This window comes from Qipengyuania citrea (genome assembly GCF_024171405.1).
In the GTDB taxonomy this organism is placed as follows: domain Bacteria; phylum Pseudomonadota; class Alphaproteobacteria; order Sphingomonadales; family Sphingomonadaceae; genus Qipengyuania; species Qipengyuania profunda.
In genome coordinates this window covers 93,937-114,375 of record NZ_JALJZT010000003.1, presented here as the reverse complement: position 1 = coordinate 114,375, position 20,439 = coordinate 93,937, and the positions used below count along the sequence as shown (strand labels likewise).

The 20,439-nt window shown below is 64.9% G+C and carries 17 protein-coding genes; 6 read left to right on the top strand and 11 right to left on the bottom strand.

Features of this window, described 5'->3' with window-relative positions:
- Positions 1–52 precede the first annotated feature (52 nt).
- From J2S32_RS15565 to cysS, 6 genes are all read right to left on the bottom strand, one after another.
- Positions 53–2,191, bottom strand: a complete 2,139-nt coding sequence (locus J2S32_RS15565; protein ID WP_253523403.1) for a TonB-dependent siderophore receptor — start codon at positions 2,189–2,191, stop codon at positions 53–55.
- A 343-nt stretch (positions 2,192–2,534) separates the two neighbouring features.
- Positions 2,535–3,968: an aldehyde dehydrogenase family protein gene (locus J2S32_RS15560; RefSeq protein ID WP_253523401.1), complete on the bottom strand. Its 1,434-nt coding sequence runs from the start codon at positions 3,966–3,968 to the stop codon at positions 2,535–2,537.
- Between the two features lie 24 nt (positions 3,969–3,992).
- On the bottom strand, positions 3,993–5,648 hold the full coding sequence (locus tag J2S32_RS15555) for an acetolactate synthase large subunit (protein WP_253523399.1): 1,656 nt from the start codon (positions 5,646–5,648) through the stop codon (positions 3,993–3,995).
- A gap of 103 nt (positions 5,649–5,751) precedes the next feature.
- Positions 5,752–6,690 carry a D-2-hydroxyacid dehydrogenase gene (locus tag J2S32_RS15550; protein WP_253523397.1) on the bottom strand — a complete coding sequence of 313 codons (939 nt, stop codon included), beginning with the start codon at positions 6,688–6,690 and terminating at the stop codon, positions 5,752–5,754.
- Between the two features lie 37 nt (positions 6,691–6,727).
- Positions 6,728–7,039, bottom strand: coding sequence for a DUF559 domain-containing protein (locus J2S32_RS15545; protein ID WP_253523395.1), 312 nt, complete (start codon positions 7,037–7,039; stop codon positions 6,728–6,730).
- Positions 7,040–7,041: 2 nt separating this feature from the next.
- Positions 7,042–8,490 (bottom strand): cysteine--tRNA ligase, encoded by a 1,449-nt coding sequence (cysS, locus tag J2S32_RS15540; RefSeq protein WP_253523393.1) that lies wholly within the window; start codon positions 8,488–8,490, stop codon positions 7,042–7,044.
- Between the two features lie 95 nt (positions 8,491–8,585).
- Here cysS and J2S32_RS15535 point away from each other — a divergent pair, with 95 nt between their 5' ends.
- Entirely contained in the window at positions 8,586–9,119 is a 534-nt protein-coding gene (locus tag J2S32_RS15535) for a hypothetical protein (protein WP_253523391.1), read from the top strand.
- Here J2S32_RS15535 and J2S32_RS15530 read toward each other — a convergent pair.
- The 4 genes from J2S32_RS15530 to J2S32_RS15515 form a co-directional block, all read right to left on the bottom strand.
- Complete coding sequence (locus J2S32_RS15530; RefSeq protein ID WP_253523389.1) at positions 9,116–9,790, bottom strand: nitroreductase; 675 nt, start codon at positions 9,788–9,790, stop codon at positions 9,116–9,118. The two genes, J2S32_RS15535 and J2S32_RS15530, sit on opposite strands and share 4 nt — an antisense overlap.
- A gap of 173 nt (positions 9,791–9,963) precedes the next feature.
- The gene (gene cobT, locus J2S32_RS15525) at positions 9,964–11,790 is read right to left on the bottom strand and encodes a cobaltochelatase subunit CobT (RefSeq protein ID WP_253523386.1); all 1,827 of its coding nucleotides are present in this window, start codon (positions 11,788–11,790) and stop codon (positions 9,964–9,966) included.
- Positions 11,791–12,453 (bottom strand): fructose-6-phosphate aldolase, encoded by a 663-nt coding sequence (gene fsa, locus J2S32_RS15520; RefSeq protein ID WP_050600282.1) that lies wholly within the window; start codon positions 12,451–12,453, stop codon positions 11,791–11,793.
- 62 nt (positions 12,454–12,515) lie between these two features.
- On the bottom strand, positions 12,516–13,211 hold the full coding sequence (locus tag J2S32_RS15515; RefSeq protein WP_253523383.1) for a DUF4197 domain-containing protein: 696 nt from the start codon (positions 13,209–13,211) through the stop codon (positions 12,516–12,518).
- Positions 13,212–13,276: 65 nt separating this feature from the next.
- On the opposite strand from J2S32_RS15515, the gene J2S32_RS15510 reads away from it, so the two are divergent.
- The 3 genes from J2S32_RS15510 to J2S32_RS15500 all read left to right on the top strand — a co-directional run bounded on the left by J2S32_RS15510 (position 13,277) and on the right by J2S32_RS15500 (position 17,720).
- A complete protein-coding gene (locus tag J2S32_RS15510; RefSeq protein WP_253523380.1) occupies positions 13,277–15,442 on the top strand; it encodes a primosomal protein N' in 2,166 nt (721 codons plus the stop codon).
- A gap of 73 nt (positions 15,443–15,515) precedes the next feature.
- Complete coding sequence (locus J2S32_RS15505) at positions 15,516–17,120, top strand: DUF1570 domain-containing protein (RefSeq protein WP_253523376.1); 1,605 nt, start codon at positions 15,516–15,518, stop codon at positions 17,118–17,120.
- Positions 17,121–17,204: 84 nt separating this feature from the next.
- Complete coding sequence (locus tag J2S32_RS15500; protein WP_253523373.1) at positions 17,205–17,720, top strand: CinA family protein; 516 nt, start codon at positions 17,205–17,207, stop codon at positions 17,718–17,720.
- On the opposite strand, the gene J2S32_RS15495 is transcribed toward J2S32_RS15500, so the two are convergent.
- The gene (locus J2S32_RS15495) at positions 17,717–18,142 is read right to left on the bottom strand and encodes a winged helix-turn-helix transcriptional regulator (protein ID WP_253523370.1); all 426 of its coding nucleotides are present in this window, start codon (positions 18,140–18,142) and stop codon (positions 17,717–17,719) included. The two genes, J2S32_RS15500 and J2S32_RS15495, sit on opposite strands and share 4 nt — an antisense overlap.
- A gap of 41 nt (positions 18,143–18,183) precedes the next feature.
- Here J2S32_RS15495 and J2S32_RS15490 point away from each other — a divergent pair, with 41 nt between their 5' ends.
- Entirely contained in the window at positions 18,184–18,780 is a 597-nt protein-coding gene (locus J2S32_RS15490) for an FMN-dependent NADH-azoreductase (RefSeq protein ID WP_253523368.1), read from the top strand.
- A gap of 34 nt (positions 18,781–18,814) precedes the next feature.
- Positions 18,815–20,377 (top strand): cryptochrome/photolyase family protein, encoded by a 1,563-nt coding sequence (locus J2S32_RS15485; RefSeq protein ID WP_253523365.1) that lies wholly within the window; start codon positions 18,815–18,817, stop codon positions 20,375–20,377.
- Positions 20,378–20,439 lie beyond the last annotated feature (62 nt).

The following is a 20,439-nucleotide window of genomic DNA, read 5'->3' as shown; positions in this document are numbered from 1 at the left end:
GCGGGTTTCGCGCGGACCGGCTTTCCGCTGTCGATGCCCCGCGCCATCTCCATCAGAAAGCGTATCCGATTTCGAGGAAGGCCGAGCGCGGCGCGCCGGGGAAGTGCCCCGTGCGATCAAGGAAGCCCGAAGCCGCATAGGTCTTGTCGAACAGGTTATCGACCCGGACGAGAGCGCGGAGCGGACCTGTCTCATAGATCAGCGAGGCGTCGAACACCATGTAGGGTTTAACCGTTTGCCCGCTCATGCTCACCCGTTCTGAAACGTAGTCGCCCCCCAGCGCTGCGGCGAGGCCGAGCTCGGGAAACTGATAGCGTGTCCAGAACCCCAGCTGATGTTCGGGCGCATTGGGAAAGCGGTCGCCGACATTGAAGGGGAAGCCACCCCCGCCGTTGTCCTCGGTGATGCGCGTGTCGTTGTAGCCGTATGCGAGCGTCAACACCCAGTCCGGCGTGATGTCGGCCGCCAGATCGAACTCGATCCCCTTGCTGGTGATCTGGCCGACCGGGACGAGGTCATCGACCCCGTCGTTGCCCTCGTCGCCGCGTGGATCGGATTGCAGGATATTGGTGCGACGGATCTGGTAGGCGGAAAGCGAGGACTGGATGCGCCCGTTCATCAGCGCGGCCTTGATACCGCCCTCGATGATGTCCCCCTTGGTCGGCGCGAAGGGACCGCCCGCCAGCGGGTTTTGCGAGCTTGCGGCCTGCGGTTCGAAGCTGGTCGCATATTGGCCGAAAGCGGAAATAGCGTCCGTGATACGATAGACCGCGCCCCCGCGATATGTCGTCTCACCTTCGACTAGCCCGCCTGCCTCGCTATCATCGCGGCGGATGCCGCCGGTCAGGATCAGGCGCCCGATCGTCAATTCGTCGAGCAAGTAGAAACCGGTCTGCTCGCTCTCGCTCAATGTCGTTGTGAACGGTCCCTGGTTGTAGGTCGCCGGGTCAGACAGGCCGTATTGCGGATCGAACAGGCTGAGCGGATTGGGCAGACCGGGCGTGTCCACTGTCGTCCCGCGCAGCGACCGGCCCTGGAAGAACGAGTCGGACAGGAAATGGTCGAAGCCGAACAGGACGCGGTTGCGGACCGAGGACGAAAGATCGGTCGTCCAGACGGCATTTGCGCCGAACGACCAGGTCTCCTGAGTTCGGATCTGGTCGCGAAATTCGCGAATCGATGCGTCGATCGTGCCGTCGCCGTCGGAATCGAACAGGCCGCGCGGCTCGTGATAATTCTGCACTTCGGTTGCATTGTTATAGCGCGCCGTGGCGTCGAGTTTCAGGCTGTCAAAGGGCTCCGCCTCCAGCCGCATCTGGAACACGTCCGATTCGAGGTTGAGGTAATCCGTAGGCTCGTTGTGGTTCCAGCGCCGGTCCGTCAGGAACTCCCCGTCGTCATCTACCGGCACCCCGCGCAGCCGGTTGGCGTCGAGCTCCTGATTGTAACGCGTCGCTTGTATGTCCACCCGGATCGGGCCGGGATCGAAGGACAAGCCTGCATCGGCAATCATGGTTCGCGAGGCGGCGTTGAAGCGGAAGGTGCCGCGATCCTCGTAAAACAGCCCGCCGCGCGCCGCGAACCCCTTACCCAACGGCAAATTGACCTCGGCCGAGCCGCCAAAGCGGTCCTCGGTCCCGGCAATCGCCTTGACCGTGCCTTCGAACTCGTCGGACTGTGCTTTCTTAGTAATGTAATTGAACAATCCGCCGGGCGCGCCGGGGCCGTAGAGCATGCCATTGGGGCCCTTGAGGAACTCGACCCGTTGTACGTTGAACAGCTGCGGCACGGAAAAACCGGCATAGGGATCGCCGCGAAGCCCATCGTAGAAAATCTCTTCCTGCCTGAACCCACGCGCGGTCACCCCGGCATAGCTGAAGAAGCTCACGCCCGAGATGTTGCGATAGAGATCCTGCGCATCGCGCGCACCCTGGTCCTCGATCAGCTGCTCGGTGATGGTGGTGATGACCAAGCTTGATTCGAGCGGCGGCGTTTCCAGTTTGCCCGAACTGGTCTCCTCCGCGCGGTAGAGCTTCTGGGCGCGGCCGCTGACAATGATCGTATTCTCGGCAACGACTTCTTCGCGCTGCACACTCGTTTGAGGTGCGTCGGTGGGAGCGTTGTCCTGCGCATGGGCCGGCGCAAGCGTCAGGGCGGTGCTCGCGGCACCGAGCAAAAGATAGGTCCTCATGTTTTCCTCCTGCGAATTGTTCGCAGGCGGGTTAGGAGCGCGACATTCGTGCGTCAATGCGAATGAGTTGCAATAGCGATTTAGTTTGCATTGGGGTGGCAAGCACAGCTTTCGGCGAGGGCGGTCGCACCGTCGGCCAGCAGCAAACAAGGCGAAGATTCCAAACGCGGTCGTCGCAGTCTGAATTACCAAGACGGCGGCGATTTCTCCGGCGACCAGTTCCTGTCAACGAATGCTTACGCGATCACCCGCATGCTCCGTTACACCTGCAATCGGGTGATAAGCCGAACGACCGCTTTCCGGCAGGTAAAGCGCGAAGCGGCCCTTCCGCGCCCCGCCGCATTCACCCCCGCCGGATTACCAGGTTCCGGATCTCGGTCATGTCCTCCATCGCGAATTTGATGCCCTCGCGCCCCAACCCTGAATCCTTCACGCCGCCATAGGGCATGTTGTCGACGCGGTAGCTGGGCACGTCGTTGATCACCACGCCGCCGACCTCGAGCCGGTCCCAGGCGTCGAACATCTTGAACAGATCGCGGGTGAAGATGCCCGCCTGCAGGCCGAAGGTGGAGCGGTTCACTTCGGCCAGTGCCTCGTCGAAATTCGCGAACTTCTGCAGGATGGCGAGCGGGCCGAAGGCTTCCTCGTTGAGCGCCTTGGCGTTCTTGTCCACGTCTTCGAGCAGCGTTGCCTCGAGCATATTGCCCTTGCGCCCGCCACCGGTGAGCAGCGTCGCGCCGCCCGCGACCGCCTCGTCGATCCAGCCCTTGAGGCGGCTGGCCTCGCCCTCGGAGATCATCGGGCCGATGAAGGTATCGCGGTCCTTGGGATCGCCCGCGACCAGCGTCTTCGTCTTCGCGACCAGCATGTCCCTGAAGCGGTCGTAGACATCTTCATGCACGATGATTCGCTGCACGCCGATGCAGCTTTGCCCGCTCTGGTAGAAGGCACCGAAGACGATCCGATCGAGCGCATCGTCGAGATCGGCATCATGGTCGACCACCACCGCGGCATTGCCGCCCAGTTCGAGCACGACCTTCTTCTTGCCGCAGCGCGCCTTCAAATCCCACCCGACGGCGGGCGAGCCGGTGAAGCTGAGTAACTTGAGCCGTTCGTCCACGGTGAACAGGTCCGCCCCGTCGCGGCTGGCGGGCAGGATCGAGAACGCGCCCTCGGGCAAGTCGGTTTCGGCCAGCACCTCGCCCATGATGATCGCGCCGAGCGGGGTCTTGCTCGCGGGCTTCATCACGAAGGAGCACCCCACCGCGATCGCGGGGGCGATCTTGTGCGCGGCGAGATTGAGCGGGAAGTTGAACGGCGAGATGAAGCTGCACGGCCCGATCGGGTAGCGTTTCCAGATCGACTGATAGCCCCTGGCGCGCGCGGAGATGTCCAGCGGCATGACCTCGCCAACCATGCGCACCGATTCTTCCGCCGCGATGCGAAAGGTGTCGATCAGCCGCGTGACCTCGCCCTCGCTATCCTTGATCGGCTTGCCCGCTTCGACGCACAAAGCATAGGCGAGCTCGTCGAAGCGCTCGGTAAAGCGCTCGACGCAGTGCTGCAGCACCGCCTGGCGTTCGTAGCTGGCGAGCTGTGCCATCGGCTCGGCCGCGCGCACCGCCCCGGCAATCGCCTCGTCGATGATCTCGGGGCTGGCCAGCGCAGTGCGGAAGGCGACCTCGCCGGTGAACTTGTCGGTTACCGCCAGATCTGTGTTGGGCTGCTGCGCCTTGTTGTTGAGATAGAGCGGGTAGGTGTCCTTGAGCGTGGGCATGTCGTCTCCTTCACCCGGTCAATCTCAGAGCTTCGCGCTCAGTTCCTTGATATCGTGGTTCAAAATCCGGTCATTCTCCGAATAATCGACCGGGCAGTCGATCAGGTGGACGCCCGGCGTATCGCGGCAATGCGCGAGCAGTTCGCTCAAGTGATCGCTGCTTTCGACCCGATGGCCATGCGCGCCGTAGCTTTCGGCATATTTGACGAAATCGGGATTGCCATAGGTCAGGCCGAAATCCTCGAACCCCATGTTCGCCTGCTTCCAGCGGATCATGCCATAGGCATCGTCGCGCAGGATGAGCACGATCAGGTTCAGCCCCAGCCGCACTGCGGTTTCCATCTCCTGGCTGTTCATCATGAAACCGCCGTCGCCGCAGATCGCCATGACCTTGCGGTCGGGATAGAGCATCGCGCTCATCATCGCGCTGGGCAGCCCGGCGCCCATCGTAGCTAGCGCATTGTCGAGCAGCACGGTGTTGGGCTGCGAGGCGCAATAGCCGCGCGCGAACCAGATCTTGTAGACGCCGTTGTCGAGACAGATGATCCCGTCATCGGGCATGCTCTCGCGCACCTGCTGGACAAGATGCGGCGGGAAGATCGGGAAGCGTGTGTCGCCGGCGAGGCTTTCGGTATGCTCGAGCTCGGCACGGTGATAGCGCTTGAGTTCGGCGCTTTGCCAATGGTCCTGCCGGGTGATGTCTTCCTTCATCTGCCAGATCGCATTGGCGATATCGCCGATCACCTCGATCTGCGGGAAATAGACCGGATCGACCGCGGCGCTGCGGTTGCTGACATGGATCACCGTGTGCCCGTTGTGGCGCATGAAGAAGGGCGGCTTCTCGATCACGTCGTGGCCGACATTGACGATGACGTCGGCTTCTTCGATCGCGCGGTGGCAGAAATCGCCCGCCGACAGCGCCGCGCAGCCGAGGAACAGGGGATGGCGCTCGTCGAGCACGCCCTTGCCCATTTGCGTGGTGACGAAGGGAATGCCGGTCTTCTCGATGAATTCGGCGAGCATCTTGCCGGTCATCTTGCGGTTGGCGCCCGCGCCGATGACGAGGATCGGCTTGCTGGCCTGTTCGAGCGCGGCAACCGCCTGGTCGACGGCCTTCGGCTCCGCGCTGGGCCGGCGCGCGACGCTGCGCGGGATCGGCGCGGCATCGGTCGGTTCCTCGGCGATATCCTCGGGCAGTTCGAGATGGACCGCGCCCGGCTTCTCCTCCTCGGCGAGGCGATAGGCTTCGCGCACGCGGCTGGGGATGTTGTCCCCGGCGTGCAGCTGGCGGGTATATTTGGTGATCGGTTCCATCATCGCGACCACGTCGAGGATCTGGAACTGCCCCTGCTTCGATTTCTTGATCGGTTTCTGGCCGGTAATCATCATCATCGGCATGCCGCCCAATTGCGCATAAGCGGCGGCGGTGACGAAATTGGTCGCGCCGGGGCCGAGCGTGGCGATGCAGACGCCGGTCTTGCCCGTGTGGCGGCCATAGGTCGCGGCCATGAAGCCGGCACCCTGTTCATGGCGCGTGAGCACCAGCGTGATCTGCGTGGAGCGGCTGAGGCTGTCGAGGAAGTCGAGGTTTTCCTCGCCCGGGACGCCAAAGATATACTCGCAGCCCTCGGCTTCGAGGCACTCGATAAACAGGTCGGACGCCTTGCGTGGTTCGGTCATACGCGATTCCCCCCTTCGCGGCCCGCACAGGCAGGCGTGAACAGAAATACGCGACCCGAGTCTTCCCGGCTTTTTGCAGGCCTAACAGAGGCCTGCAGGCGTGTCAGTAGCCGAGGCCCAGATCCATCTGCGGCTGGACCGGCTCGCCGCGCTGCCAGCGTTCGAGATTGTCGATGAAGCGGTCCGCGCTGCGCTGGAACATCTTGGTCTGCGCGCGGCCCGACAGGTGCATGGTGACCTGCGCATTCTCAAGGTCCCACAGCGGGTGATCCTCGGGCAGCGGTTCGGGATCGGTGACGTCGAGCAGCGCGGCCTCGATCTTCTCCTGCTGCAGCGCCTCGACCAGCGCCTCCTGATCGACCACGTCGCCGCGCGCGATATTCACCAGCACGCCATTGGGGCGCATCGCGGCCAGTTCCATCGCGCCGATCATGTGGCGGGTTTCCGCGGTCGAGGGGACCGCCAGCACGACCCAGCCGAACTCGCCCAGCTTCTCGCGCCATTCGCCTGGCCTCAGCGCACCGTCCGCGCCCGAGCGGCGCACCGGCACCACCTTCATGTCGAACGCCTCGAGCCGCGTCTTGATGAGCGATCCGATCGCCCCCATCCCCAGCAGCAGCACGCGCTCGCCCGCCAGTTCGCGCTTGCCCGGACTGTCGAGCAGCCATTCGTGGCGGTCCTGCGCGCGCACCACTTCGCGGTAGCCCTTGGCATGCGCGAGCATCAGCATGACGACATATTCGGCAATGGTGATCGCATTGATGCCGACACCGTTGGTGACCACCACGCCGCGCTCGGCGAGCAGGTCGAGCGGCATGAAATCGAGCCCGGCATAGATCGAGTTCATCCATTTGAGCCCGGTCGCGGCGCGCGCGATCTCGATCATCGGCTCCTTCTCGTTGAGGTCGAACCAGCCGATCTCCGCCTGCGGCGCGAATTCCAGCGCCTGTTCCTTGCTCATGAACCACAGCGGCTCGACCCATTCGGGCAGGCGCGGTTCGACCAGCGGGCGGATCATGGCGGACAGGACGGCTTTGGTCATCGATTTCTCCCTCGAAACCTCCATTGCCGTTCAGGGATTATTTCGCAAACCGTTCCTTGCGGCGGGTGGCGATGTCGAGGATCGCCGCGGCCACTTCGCCGGCATTGCGCAGGACATGGGTCGGCGGAACCTGCATGATGTCGACCCGGTGGCGTTCCTGCCAGCGTTCGCGCGCGCCGTTCTGATTGGCGCGGAAAGGGTCGTCATCGACCTCGATCGCGAGATGCGCGGCGGCGCAGTAGAACGGCAGGGTGAAGCCCTCGGCCTCGTGATCGCGGAGGAATTCCAGCTCCCGGGGCGCGTCCTTGAGGTGCTGCCACAGCAGCGTCTGCGGGTCGGCCTTGGCCATGCTTAGAGCTTCCATTCCCATCCGAGCGGATCGCCATCCATAACCTCTACGCCTGCGGCTGCAAGGCTGTCGCGGATGGCGTCGGAAGTGGCGAAATCCTTGGCCGCGCGCGCCTGCTTGCGGCGCAGGAGTTCGGCCTCGATCTCGTCCTCGGTAATGGCCGCATCCTTGGGGCGGATACGCAGGTCGATGCGGCTGAGGTACTCCAAGCGTAAGCCCAATACTTTGTCCATCCTTAGCAGCGAGTCATAATTGGTGGCGGGAAACTTGTCCGCCACAGCAGTTGCTTCCGCCATTGCTAAAGCTCGAGGGGTATTGAGATCATCGCTTATAGCGTCGTCGAACTGCTCAACCACGACCGAATGGACGTCTTCCTGCTGCGTTGAAGATAATAGCGCGGCAGCCTTCAGCTTCTCCATCGCCATCACCAGCCGCTTCAACCTAGTCAGCGCCGCGCCCAGCCCTTCCCACGAAAACTCCAGCTCGCTGCGGTAATGCGCCTGCAGGCACATCATGCGGTAGGCGAGCGGGTGGTAGCCCTTGTCGACCAGCAATTGCAGCCGCAGGAATTCGCCCGACGACTTGCTCATCTTGCCGCTGCGCTCGACGAGGAAGTTGTTGTGCATCCAGATCTTCGCGCCCGAATTGGTCGCTTCCGACAATCCGCCGCAGCCGCAGAAGGCCTGGTTCTGCGCGATCTCGTTGGGATGGTGGATCTCGCGGTGGTCGATCCCGCCTGTGTGGATGTCGAAGGGGAAGCCGAGCAGCTTTTCGCCCATGACCGAGCATTCGAGATGCCAGCCGGGTGCGCCCTTGCCCCACGGGCTGTCCCATTCCATCTGCCGCGTTTCGCCCGCCGGGGTCTTGCGCCAGATCGCGAAATCGGCGGCGTTGCGCTTGCCCGCGACGGTCTCGATCCGGCCCTCGCCTTCCTCGGTCACCGCACGCGCGAGGCGGCCGTAATCGGCCACGGTCGAGACATCGAAATAGAGCCCGCTGTCGAGTTCGTAGCAATGCTGGTCGGCAATGCCCTTCGCGAAGTCGATCATCTCGTCGATATAATCGGTCGCCACCGACCATTTGGCCGGCTCGCGGATATTGAGCGCTTTCACGTCCGCCCAGAAGGCCTCTGTATAGTGCTTCGCGATGTCCCAGATCGACTGCGCCTTGGCGGCAGCCATCTTCTCCATCTTGTCCTCGCCCGCATCGCCATCGTCGGTCAGATGGCCGACATCGGTGATATTGATGATGTGGGTGAGCTTGTATCCCTTCCAGCTCAGCGTGCGCCCCAGCACATCGGCGAAGACATAGGCGCGCATATTGCCGATATGGGGGTAGTTGTAGACAGTCGGCCCGCAGGAATAGACGCGCGCTTCGCCGGGGTGGACGGGAGTGAATTCCTCCAGCTCGCGGGTCAGCGAGTTGAACAGCTTGAGCGGCGTGTCGGTCATGTCCGGCGTGTGGCGGCGCGCATAGTGCGGGTCAAGCGGCACATTGCGACGGTTCGCCAAGTGTGTTACTGATGCAATACATTAGGAGACGCGGTATGCTCGGCGACCTATCCCCTTTGGTATTGGTGCATCTGGGTGCAGCAAGCATCGCAATCATACTGGGCGCGATGATTTTCCTGCTACCGAAGGGCACGCTGCGGCACCGGGTGATGGGCAGCGGATATATCGCCGCCATGTTCGTCACCGTGGTTTCGGTCGTCCCCGTCCGCGCCACGGTGATGCCGTTTTTCGGGACCCGCTTCGGATTCTTCCATGTTTTCGTGCTGTTCGGCTTCGGCGCGCTCCTGTTCGGGGTCGCGAAGCTGTGGCGCTGGCGCAAGACGCGCAATGTCGAGGCGCTGCGCGCGCATCAGGTGCATCTGGCCTATAGCTATGCCGGGCTGCTGATGGCGGGGTTCAGCCAGCTTGCCACCAACCCGCGCTGGCAGCTTGTCGAGCTTACCTCCGCAGGCCAGTTCTGGGGCATTTTCACAGCGGTGAATGCCGCGATATACGGCGGGGCGGTGTGGCTGATCCAGTCGCGGCTGGCGAAAGGCGATCCGCGGCGCTGGTACCCGCAGCCGGCCTAGCCCCACCCTTCCCAGCGCACGCTTTCCTCGATCCCGGCGCGCTTCACGGCGAAATTGTTCACCGCGGCTTCCTCGTCGCGGTAGCCGATCGCGACGCCGCAGAAGAAGGTGTGATCCTCGGGGATATCGACCATTTCGCGGATCTGCGGCGCATAGACCGCCCAGGCTTCCTGGAAGCAGGTGTCGAGCCCTTCCTCGCGCGCGAGCAGGCCCACGGTCTGCAGCCACATGCCGATATCGCTCCACTGCGGCGGGCCCATGTATTTGGGCGTATGGACCAGCATCAGCACCGGCGCCCCGAAGGCGCGGAAATTGTTGGCGAACCACATCAGCCGCTTGCCCTTCTCCTCGCGGGAGATTGCGAGCGCGCCGTACATGTCCTCGCCTACCCCGCGGCGGCGCTGTTCGTAGGCCCCGTCGAGTTCGGGCGGATAGACATTGTATTCGGGTGCAAACGCCGCGCGCCCCTTGGGCAAATCCTGCGCGACGCGGTCGAACAGCGCCTGCATTGGCTCGCCGGTCAGGACGATCCCGTGCCACGGCTGCGTGTTGCCGCCCGAGGGGCTGCGCTGCGCCTTCTCGAGGATACGGGCGAGCGTTTCGCGCTCGACCGGCTGATCGGTGAAAGCACGCACGGAGCGGCGCGTCTGGACGGCTTCGGTAACGTTCATTGTGATTTTTCTCTCCTCCTCGCCTGCAAGCAGGCGCCCCAATTTGCGGCTTCTGACCCCGCCCCTCGGCCCGTCGCCCCCGCGAAGGCGGAGGTCCCGCTCACTTCCTCGCCAGCTTCACAGTATCGGGATCCCCGCCTGCGCGGGGATGACGATGCGCAAACAGGCGCGGCCTATTTCTCGATCTCGAACAGATCAGCCAATTGCTCGATAATCGTCCCGCCAAGCTGCTCGACATCCATGATCGTGACCGAACGCTTGTAATAGCGCGTGACGTCGTGGCCGATGCCGATCGCTGCGAGCTGGACGGGTGACTGGTTCTCGATCCAGTCGATCACCTTGCGCAGATGGCCCTCGAGGAAGCCCGCGGGGTTGACCGACAGCGAGCTGTCGTCGACCGGCGCGCCGTCGGAGATCACCATCAGGATGCGGCGGTCTTCGGGACGGCGCAGCAGGCGGTCGTGCGCCCACATCAGCGCCTCGCCGTCGATGTTTTCCTTCAGCAGCCCTTCGCGCATCATCAGGCCGAGATTGCGGCGCGCGCGGCGCCACGGTTCGTCGGCCTTCTTGTAGAGGATGTGGCGCAGATCGTTGAGCCGGCCGGGGTTCGCGGGCCGCCCATCGGAGAGCCACATCTCGCGGCTCTGCCCGCCCTTCCACGCGCGGGTGGTGAAGCCCAGGATCTCGGTCTTCACGCCGCAGCGTTCGAGCGTGCGCGCGAGGATATCGGCGCTGATCGCGGCGATCGAGATCGGCCGCCCGCGCATGCTGCCCGAATTGTCGATCAGCAGCGTGACGACCGTGTCCTTGAACTCGGTATCGCGTTCGATCTTGTAGCTGAGCGCATGGCCGGGGCTGACCACCACGCGGGTCAGCCGTGCGGCATCGAGCATGCCTTCTTCCTGGTCGAAATCCCAGCTGCGGCTCTGCTGCGCCATGAGGCGGCGCTGCAGCCGGTTGGCCAGCCGGGTGACCACGCCCTGCAGGCCCGCCAGCTGGCTGTCGAGATAGGCGCGCAGCCGGTCGAGCTCTTCATTGTCGCACAGCTCGGCGGCTTCGATCTCCTCGTCGAATTTGTGGGTATAGGCCTTGTAGTCGAAGCCTTCGGGAAAGTCGGTCCACGGGCGATTGGGGCGGACGGGCTGCATGCCTTCCTCGCCATCGTCCGACGGATCGCCATCGGACATTTCCTGTTCGCCCTCGACGTCCTGGTCGGCGTCGCCCTCGGCCTCGCCATCGGTGACTTCCGAACGGGCATCGGCGGCATCGGGTTCGGCCCCGCCCTCGTCTTCCTCGTCGGTCTCGTCCTGGTCCTCGGGGTTCTCGCCTTCCTCGTCCTCGCCATCCTCGGCATCGGTCGGTTCGGGGGTCTCGGGCAGCGTCAGGTCGAGATCGCGCAGGATGTCGAGCGTCAGGTTCTGGAACGCGCGCTGGTCGTCGAGCACATCGGCCAGCCCGTCCATGTCGGTGCCGATCTTGGCGAGGATATCCTCGCGCACCAGATCGACCGCTGCGCGGGCGCGTTCGGGCACCGCTTCGCCGGTCAGCGCCTCGCGCAGCATCAGCGACAGCGCGGTGGGCAGCGGGACATCGCCCGCCGCCTCGGCGCGCACGATCGGATCGGATGCGGTGCGCATTTCGACCGCCGCGTCGAGATTGCCGCGAATGCCCGCATAGCGCGTCGAGCCGATCGCTTCGTAGCGGACCTGTTCGATCGCGTCGTAACAGGCGCGCGCGATCGGTTCGGGCGGCGCGCCCTTGCCGTGCAGCGCTTCGCTGTGATGCCGGAGCCGCAGCGCGAAACTGTCGGCAAAGCCGCGCGCCTCGCTCGCCTGTTCGCGCGGGAGATTGCGCCCGGGCAGCGGCACGCGGAAGTTCTTGCCCGACTGGGTCGGCGCATCCGCGCTCCACGCCACCTCGACCTCCGCTTCATGCGCAAGCGCGCGGCTGGCGCCGGTCAGCGCCTGCTTGAAGCGGTCGAGAGGAGTCTGTTCGCTCACTTATGCGGTGGGGATCGACTGGCCCGTCTTGTCCCAGTCCTTGAGGAAGCCCTCGATGCCCTTTTCGGTCAGGACATGCTTGAACAGGCCCTTGATCACCGCCGCGGGCATGGTCGCGACATCGGCACCGATGCGCGCGCTTTCGAGCACATGCACCGGATTGCGGATCGAGGCGACGAGGATCTCGGTCGAGAAATTGGGATAGTTGTCGTAGATCAGGCGGATATCGCGGATCAGCGCCATGCCGTCGAAGCCGTTGTCGTCATGCCGCCCGACGAAGGGCGAAACGAAGGTCGCGCCGGCCTTGGCCGCCAGCAGCGCCTGGTTGGCGGAGAAGCACAGCGTCACATTGACCATCGTGCCATCGCCGGTCAGCTTCTTGCAGGTCTTGAGCCCGTCGATCGTCAGCGGCACCTTGATGCAGACATTGTCCGCGATCTTGCGCAGCGTTTCGGCCTCTTTCATCATCGTGTCGTGATCGAGCGCGACGACTTCGGCGCTGACCGGGCCATCCACGATATCGCAGATTTCCTTCGTCACATCCATGAAGTCGCGGCCCGATTTGGCGATCAGCGACGGATTGGTGGTGACGCCGTCGAGCAGGCCGGTGTCGGCCATTTCCCTGATGTCGGCGATATCGGCGGTGTCGACGAAGAATTTCATGCGCGAAGGCTCCGGGGGAATTGCGATTCCCGCAGAGCCTTAGCGCCCGATATGGCCTGCGGCTAGTACTGCGCGCCCGCGCCGAACACGCCGATGATCAGCGGGTCGCGCGTGGCCTGCGGGTTGCGGCGAATCGCCGCTTCCTCGGTCCCGATCTCGCGCCAGATTGTGGTGTCGATAGTGCCGGCGAAGCGCGTGACCGCGCCCGCCAGATCGACCCCGGCCAGACCCTGCACCAGTTCCGCCACCAGCGGGTCCTGCGCCACGCGCAGCGCGTCGCCCAGCTCGGGCACCATCGCCTCGACCAGGCTGCGGCCCATCGAATCGCGCAGGAAGCTGGTCGCGGCAGTGGGGCCGCCGCGCACGAGGTCGATCGCATTCTGGATGCCGATGGTGCGCACCGCATCGGTCACCAGCGGTGCCGCGCGCTGCGCGCCTTCATAGGCGATATCGCCAAACGCGTTTTCGAGCCGGCTCTTGAACAAGGCGGAGGTGAGGATACGCGACACCACGTCGCCGCGCGCGCCCAATAGCTCGCCGAAGCCGACCAGCGCGACCTGTTCGTCCCAGAAGCCGCCGCCTTCGAGCATCCGCGCGAACGCCCGCTCGCTCGACAGGAACAGGATCCGCTGGACCGCATCGACCATCCCGAAACCGGGGATCGTCGAACAGGCGGGCAGCAGCAGCAGGCCGCCCCCGGCCATGGCCCCGCCGAGGAAGCCGCGCCGTCCGGTGGGTTTGACGAGAATATCGGTCATATCGCTGGTCCTCATTGCATCCTGCCCTTGTTTCACGCGCCTGCCCCCACCCATATGGCCGGGCCATGAACCGCGTGCGCTGCCTCGTCCTCAATGCCGCTCTCGGCCCGCTCGACTACAAGGTGCCCGAGGGCATGGATGTCGGACCGGGTTCCGTGGTCGAATGCCCGCTGGGTCCGCGCACGGTTATCGGGATCGTCTGGGAAGCTGAACGGCTCCCGGGAACCGAAGTTCCGGCAGAGAAGCTGCGCAATGTGCGCGGCCTGCTGCCCGTCCCGCCGCTGTCGGCACCGCTGCGCCGGCTGATCGAATGGACCGCCGACTATTACGTCGCCTCGCTCGCCAGCGTGGCGCGGATGGCGCTGGCCTCGGGCGGCGCGCTCAAGGGCCCCGCGACGATGACCGAATACCGGCTGACCGGCGGCATACCTGAACGCATGACGCCGCAGCGCGAGGCGGCGATGGGGGCGCTGGAAGGCGAGCAGGCGACGATCCGCGAACTGGCGGGTATCGCCGGGGTTTCCGAAGGCGTGCTGCGCGGGCTGGTCAATCACGGCGCGCTCGAACCGGTGGAGGTCGATTGCGACCGCCCCTATCCGCCCGCCCGGCCCGATTTCGTCGAGATCGCGCTGAGCGCGCAGCAGCGCGAGGCGGCGGACATCTTCTCCGACGCGGTGCGCAAGGCCGAATTTGCCCCCTTCCTGCTCGACGGGGTGACCGGATCAGGCAAGACCGAAACCTATTTCGAACCCGTCGCCGAAGCGCTGCGGATGGAGCGGCAGGTGCTGGTTCTGCTCCCCGAAATCGCGCTGACCGAAAATTTCCTCCACCGCTTCGAGGAGCGGTTCGGCGCGCCGCCGGTGCTGTGGCATTCCTCGCTCAAATCGACCGAGCGCCGACGCGCCTACCGCGCCGTATCCGAAGGCAGCGCGCAGGTGGTGGTCGGCGCGCGCTCGGCGCTGTTCCTGCCCTTCGCGCGGCTCGGCCTGATCGTGGTCGACGAAGCGCACGAGACCAGCTTCAAGCAGGAAGAGGGCGTGCGCTACAATGCGCGCGACGTCGCGGTGATGCGCGGGCATTTCGAGCAAGTGCCTGTGGTGCTCGCCAGCGCCACCCCCGCGCTCGAGAGCCTGCAGATGGCCGAAAGCGGGATCTATGCGAAGATCGACCTGCCGAGCCGCTACGGCGGGGCGCAAATGCCCACGATAGAGACGATCGACCTGACCGAGGAAAAGCCGCCGCAGGGCATGTGGCTGGCGCAGCGGCTGGTCGACGGGATCGAGGCGCGGCTGGAGCGCGGCGAACAATCGCTGCTGTTCCTCAACCGGCGCGGCTATGCCCCGCTAACGCTGTGCCGCAATTGCGGCTTTCGCTACCAGTGCCCCAATTGCAGCGCGTGGCTGGTCGAACACCGCTTCACCAACCGGCTCGCCTGCCACCATTGCGGGCATGAGGCCCCTGCCCCCAAGACCTGCACCGAATGCGGCGAGCCCGACTGTCTCGTCGCGTGCGGCCCGGGCGTCGAACGGATCGCCGACGAAGTCGCCGAGCGGCTCCCGCAGGCGCGTGTCTTCGTCGCCACTTCGGACACGCTCAATTCGCCCGGCCGCGCGGCGGAGTTCATTGCCGCAGTCGAGGCGCGCGAGGTGGACGTGATCGTCGGCACGCAATTGGTAACCAAGGGGTTCCATTTCCCCGAGCTGACACTGGTCGGCGTGGTCGATGCCGATCTGGGCCTCGAGGGCGGCGATCTGCGCGCGGGCGAGCGGACCTACCAGCAGGTCGCGCAGGTCGCCGGGCGCGCGGGGCGCGGATCGAAACCGGGCGAAGTGCTGCTGCAGACCCGCCACCCCGACGCGCCGGTGATTGCCGCGCTGGCCGCGGGCGACCGCGATGCCTTCTATTCCGCCGAAACCGAGATGCGCCGCGAGGCGGGCGCCCCGCCCTTCGGCCGCTGGGCCTCGATCATCATTTCCAGCGAAGACGATGCCGAGGCGCGCGAGGCATCCAACCGCATCGGTGCCTTCCGCCCCGAGGTCGCCGAATGCATGATCCTCGGCCCCGCGCCCGCCCCGATGGCATTGCTGCGCGGCCGCTATCGCTACCGCTTCCTGATCAACGCGCGGCGCAGCGTGCAATTGCAGCAGGTCATCCGCCGCTGGCTGGCCGCGATCGACCATCCGCCCGGCGTGCGCGTGGCAGTGGATATCGACCCCTATAGTTTCGTTTGATTGTCGCGCGCGGCGTGCCTAGGCTCGGCCGTGTCCGGGCCATCGCAGGGCCTGTTACGGGGGTCTACTTTCCATGCTCAGAATTCTTGCCGCGCTGACGGCCTGTCTTGCCTTGCTCGCCTCGCCCGCGCAGGCCGCTAACGACATCTGGAAGCGCGCCGACACGCAGCATTTCACGATCTATTCGGCTGGCGACGAAGGTGAGTTGACCGATTTCGCCAACGATCTCGAACGGTTCGATGGCCTGCTGCGGTTCTGGTACGACAAGCCCGATCGGCCGGGCAAGGACCCGATCACGATCTACCTGCTCGACGGCAGGCGCGGCGTCCAGAAGCTGGTCGGCTCGCGTTATGTCGCAGGCTATTACTCGTCCGAAATCGAAGGAACCTACGCCATCGCGCATCGCGGCGGCGGCGGGTGGCGCAGCCTGACCGGTCAGCGCGTGCTGTTCCACGAATATGCCCACCATTTCATGTTCAACGAATTCGCCGTCCCTGCACCCGCATGGCTGATCGAAGGGTTCGCCGAATTCCTCGCCACGGTCGAATTCGGCGAGGATGGCAGCTGGACCTATGGCAAGCCCGCCACCCATCGCGGCGCCGAACTGCGCTATTACGACGATGCCCAGATCGAACGCCTGCTCTCATGGCCCGATGAGGAGGGCAGGGTCATCACCGGCTTCTACGGCTGGTCGTGGGGGCTGACGCACATGCTGTACACCGCGCCCGATCGCGGCGCGCGCATTTCCGCCTATATCGACCGGCTCGCCACAGGCGAGAAGCCCCTGCCCGCCGCGCGCACCGTGTTCGGCGATCTGCGCCAGCTCGAACGCCAGCTCGAACGCCACGTGCGCGGGGATATCGAATATGGCGTCTCGGCGGAGCCGTTCCCCTGGTCGCAGGATGTCAGCCTGAGCACCTTGTCCCTCGCCGAGAGCCGGATGCTCGAACTCCGCCTGCGCCGCCTGGGTAGAAACAAGCTCGAAGACACCCGCGACGATCTTGCGGCTTTCGCCCGGGAGGGGGCGCTTAGCGCCGATGCCTATGCCGAAATGGCCATGGCCGAGCTGGGGCTCGAGCAGATAGAGCGCGCGGAATACAAGGAAGAACACAAGGACGACGACGCGGTCGAGGACAAGGAAATGGGCGGCCCCTATTTCGTTGTCGCCGAAGCGGCCGCGGACCGGGCGCTGGCAGTCGATCCGGGCCATTTGCGCGCCAATATCGTCAAGGGCCGCATTCTGAGCCATCGTCTGTACGAAGACGAAAGCACCGATAGCGAAGCCTGGGCGCATGCACGGCGACACTTCCAGATCGCCAACCGGACCGATCCCACCAATGCCGAGGCGCTCTATCGCTTTGCCCTCAGCTACGCACGCGAAGGGCGCGAAGGATCGATGATGCACGATGCCTATCTCGCGGCCTTCAACCGCGCGCCGCAAACCACCGCCTTCCGTATCGGCCTCGCCTATGACCTGGCGCGACTGGGACGGTATGACGATGGCATCGCCCTGTTGCAGATGCTTGCCAACGACCCGCATTTCCCCAAACCGGGCCGCCGCGCGATCGAACGGATCGAGGCCATGCGCGAGAGCGGGGCGAAATTCCCCGACCTCAGCGATATCGACGACGATGACGAGGCAGACGACGACGATTCCGGGGCAGACGACAAGGACTAGGTCGCCGGACCGCGCGGGCATCGCGGGTCATGCGGTCCGTGCAGCGGGAACCCCGGGTTTCTCCGGGACGTTCACCGAGACAGTATGGCCGAAGAACTCGAAGCAGCCCTTCCCGACGATGTCTGCGATCTCGCGGAGCGCATTCTCGGCGCGGCGAGGGATGCGGAGTGGCAGCTGGCGACCGCGGAAAGCTGCACCGGCGGATTGCTCGCCGCGCTGTTCACCGATGTCCCGGGCTACAGCCGTGTCTTCGATCGCGGCTTCGTGGCCTATTCGGACCAGGCGAAATGCGACCTGCTCGGCCTGGCCGACGATTTGGTGGCGAATTGCGGGGCGGTAAGCCGCGCGGTCGCCGAGGCGATGGCCGCGGGCGCGCTCGACCGGTCGCAGGCGCAGCTGGCGATCTCGATCACGGGTTTCGCCGGGCCCGCGGGTGAGGATGACGAGGAAGGCCTCGTCCATCTTGCGCTCGCCGGCGCCGACGGATCGCTGAGCCATCGCGAAGAGCATTTCGGGCCGATCGGCCGCGACGGCGTGCGAATCGCCGCGCTGCGCGCCGCGCTCGACATGCTGCGCGAAAAGCTCGACCTTCCGGCCTAGTCCTGTCCGCCGTCATAGACCGCACGCGCGGCCTCGACCTTGCCGATATTGGCAATCGCCCAATTGCCCAGCTGCGCCACCGGATCGCACAGCGAGCGGCCCAGCGCGGTGAGCGCATAGTCGACCCGCGGCGGCACGCTGGGGGTGACCGCGCGGCTGACCAGCCCGTCGCGCTCCAGCCCGCGCAGCGTGCGCGTCAGCATGCGCTGCGAAATACCCGGGATATCGCGCCGCAATTCGTTGAACCGCCGCGACCCGTCGGCCAGCCCCATCACGACGCGGACCGACCATTTGTCGCCGACACGCGCGAGGATGTCGTTCACCGCGGTGCATTGCGGCGCATTATGAACCTCAAGGGGAACACCCGTGTCCCTATCGGACAACGAAGTGCCTTCTTGCGCGGGGTGGGGTACAGTTTCCATATGGCCTCCAGGTTATCAACAGTAACTATGGAGTTCCCCCTATGCAAATCCTTCGTATCGACAGCTCGACCACCGGCGACCAGTCGATCAGCCGCAAGCTGACCGACGAACTGCTCGCCCATTTCACTGCCAAGCATCCCGAGGCCAAGGTCGTCACGCGCGATCTCGTGGCCGAACCGTTGCCGCATATCGACCCGATTACCACCAGCGCGATCCGCACCCCGCCCGAAACGCATGAGGAAGCGGTTGCCGCGGCCTATCCCGAACAGCGCGCGGTGCTCGACGAATTCCTCGCCAGCGACGTGGTGATCGTCGGCGCGCCGATGTACAATTTCACCATCCCCAGCCAGCTCAAGGCATGGCTCGACCGGCTCGGCGTGCCCGGCGTGACGTTCAAATATGGCGCAAACGGACCCGAAGGCCTGGCGGGCGGCCGCAAGGTCGTGGTCGCCTCCGCGCGCGGCGGCGAATATTCGACCGACCAGCTGGCCGAGAACCAGGAAAGCCTGCTGACCACCTTCTTCGGCTTTATCGGGGTGGACGATCTGCATTTCGTCCGCGTCGAGAAGGCGGGCTTCGGTCCCGAGGTGATCGAACAGGGCATGGATGCGGCGAAGCAGGAAATCGCCAAGCTGTAAGGCACCTTCGCGGGAGCCGGGCATTGGAACAACCATGCCCGGCCCCGTCCTCGTGCCCATCCTTGGCGACCAGCTGACCCGCGACCTTGCCAGCCTGCGCGGGCGCACCAAGGACGATACCGTCATCCTGATGATGGAGGTGTGGGACGAGGCGACTTATGTCCGCCACCACAAGCAGAAGATCGCGCTGATCTTTTCCGCAATGCGCCATTTCGCCGCGGAATTGCGCGGTGCGGGATGGAGCATCGACTACACCGAACTTGGCGATCCGGAGAATGCGGGCAGCTTCACCGGCGAGGTCGCGCGCGCGATCGAACGGCACGAGCCTCGTCTCGTCAGCGTTGTCGAGGCGGGCGAATGGCGCGTCAGGCAGGACATTGAGCAATGGGCGGACAAGTTCGCCTGCGAAATAGAAATCCTGCGCGACGACCGCTTTATCTGCAGTCAGGCCGAGTTCGACGAATGGGCGCAGGACCGCAAGGAGTTGCGGATGGAGTTCTTCTACCGCGAGATGCGCCGCAAGACCGGGCTGCTCATGGCCGAGGACGGCAAGCCCGAAGGCGGCGCGTGGAATTACGATAGCGAGAACCGCAAGCCGCCCAAGGACGGGCTTGCCGCCCCCGAACGACCAAAGTTCGCACCCGATGCCGTGACGCAGGAGGTCATCGAGCTGGTCGAGGCGCGGTTCGGCGACCATTTCGGCTCGCTCGACACATTCGGCTGGCCGGTGACGCGCGACGAGGCCGAAGAGGCCGCCGATGCCTTCTTCGCCGAGCGGATAGAATGCTTCGGCCCCTATCAGGACGCGATGGTCGCGGGCGAGGACGATCTGTTCCATTCGATGCTTTCGACCAGCATCAATCTCGGCCTGCTCGACCCGCTCGAGCTGTGCCGCCGCGCGGAGGAAGCCTATCGCGAGGGGCGCGCGCCGCTCAACAGCGTCGAGGGCTTCATCCGCCAGATCATCGGCTGGCGCGAATATGTCCGCGGCTTCTACTGGCACCAGATGCCGCACTTGCAGGAAGCCAATGCGCTCGACGCGCAGCGCGGCCTGCCCGAGTTTTACTGGACCGGCGAAACCGACATGGCCTGCCTCGCCGACTGCATCCGCTCGACCCGCGACAATGCGCATGCGCACCATATCCAGCGGCTGATGGTGCTCGGCAATTTCGCGCTTCTCGCCGGGGTCAACCCGCGCGAGGTGCAGGACTGGTACCTCGTGGTCTATGCCGATGCCTATGAATGGGTCGAGCTGCCCAATGTGGCGGCGATGATCCTCTATGCCGATGGCGGAAAGCTGGCCTCCAAGCCCTATGCGGCAAGCGGCAATTACATCAACAAGATGAGCAATTACTGCGCGGGCTGCGCTTATTCGCCGAGCAAGAAGACCGGCGAAGGCGCCTGCCCGTTCAATCCGCTGTACTGGCATTTCATGGACCGGCACCGCGAGCGGCTGGAGCAGAACCACCGGATCGGGCGCATCTACGCCACCTGGGACCGGATGGGCGAGGAGCGCCAGCGCGACTGTCTCGACAGCGCCGAGGCCTTCCTCGACACGCTCGAGCCCGCGCAGGCCGGCTGGGCCCGGACGCCGTAAGCGTCGGTTCATCGCAGTTCGCGCCCTGCCCATCCGTATGGCGCCCGACTTGCCCCCGGCGG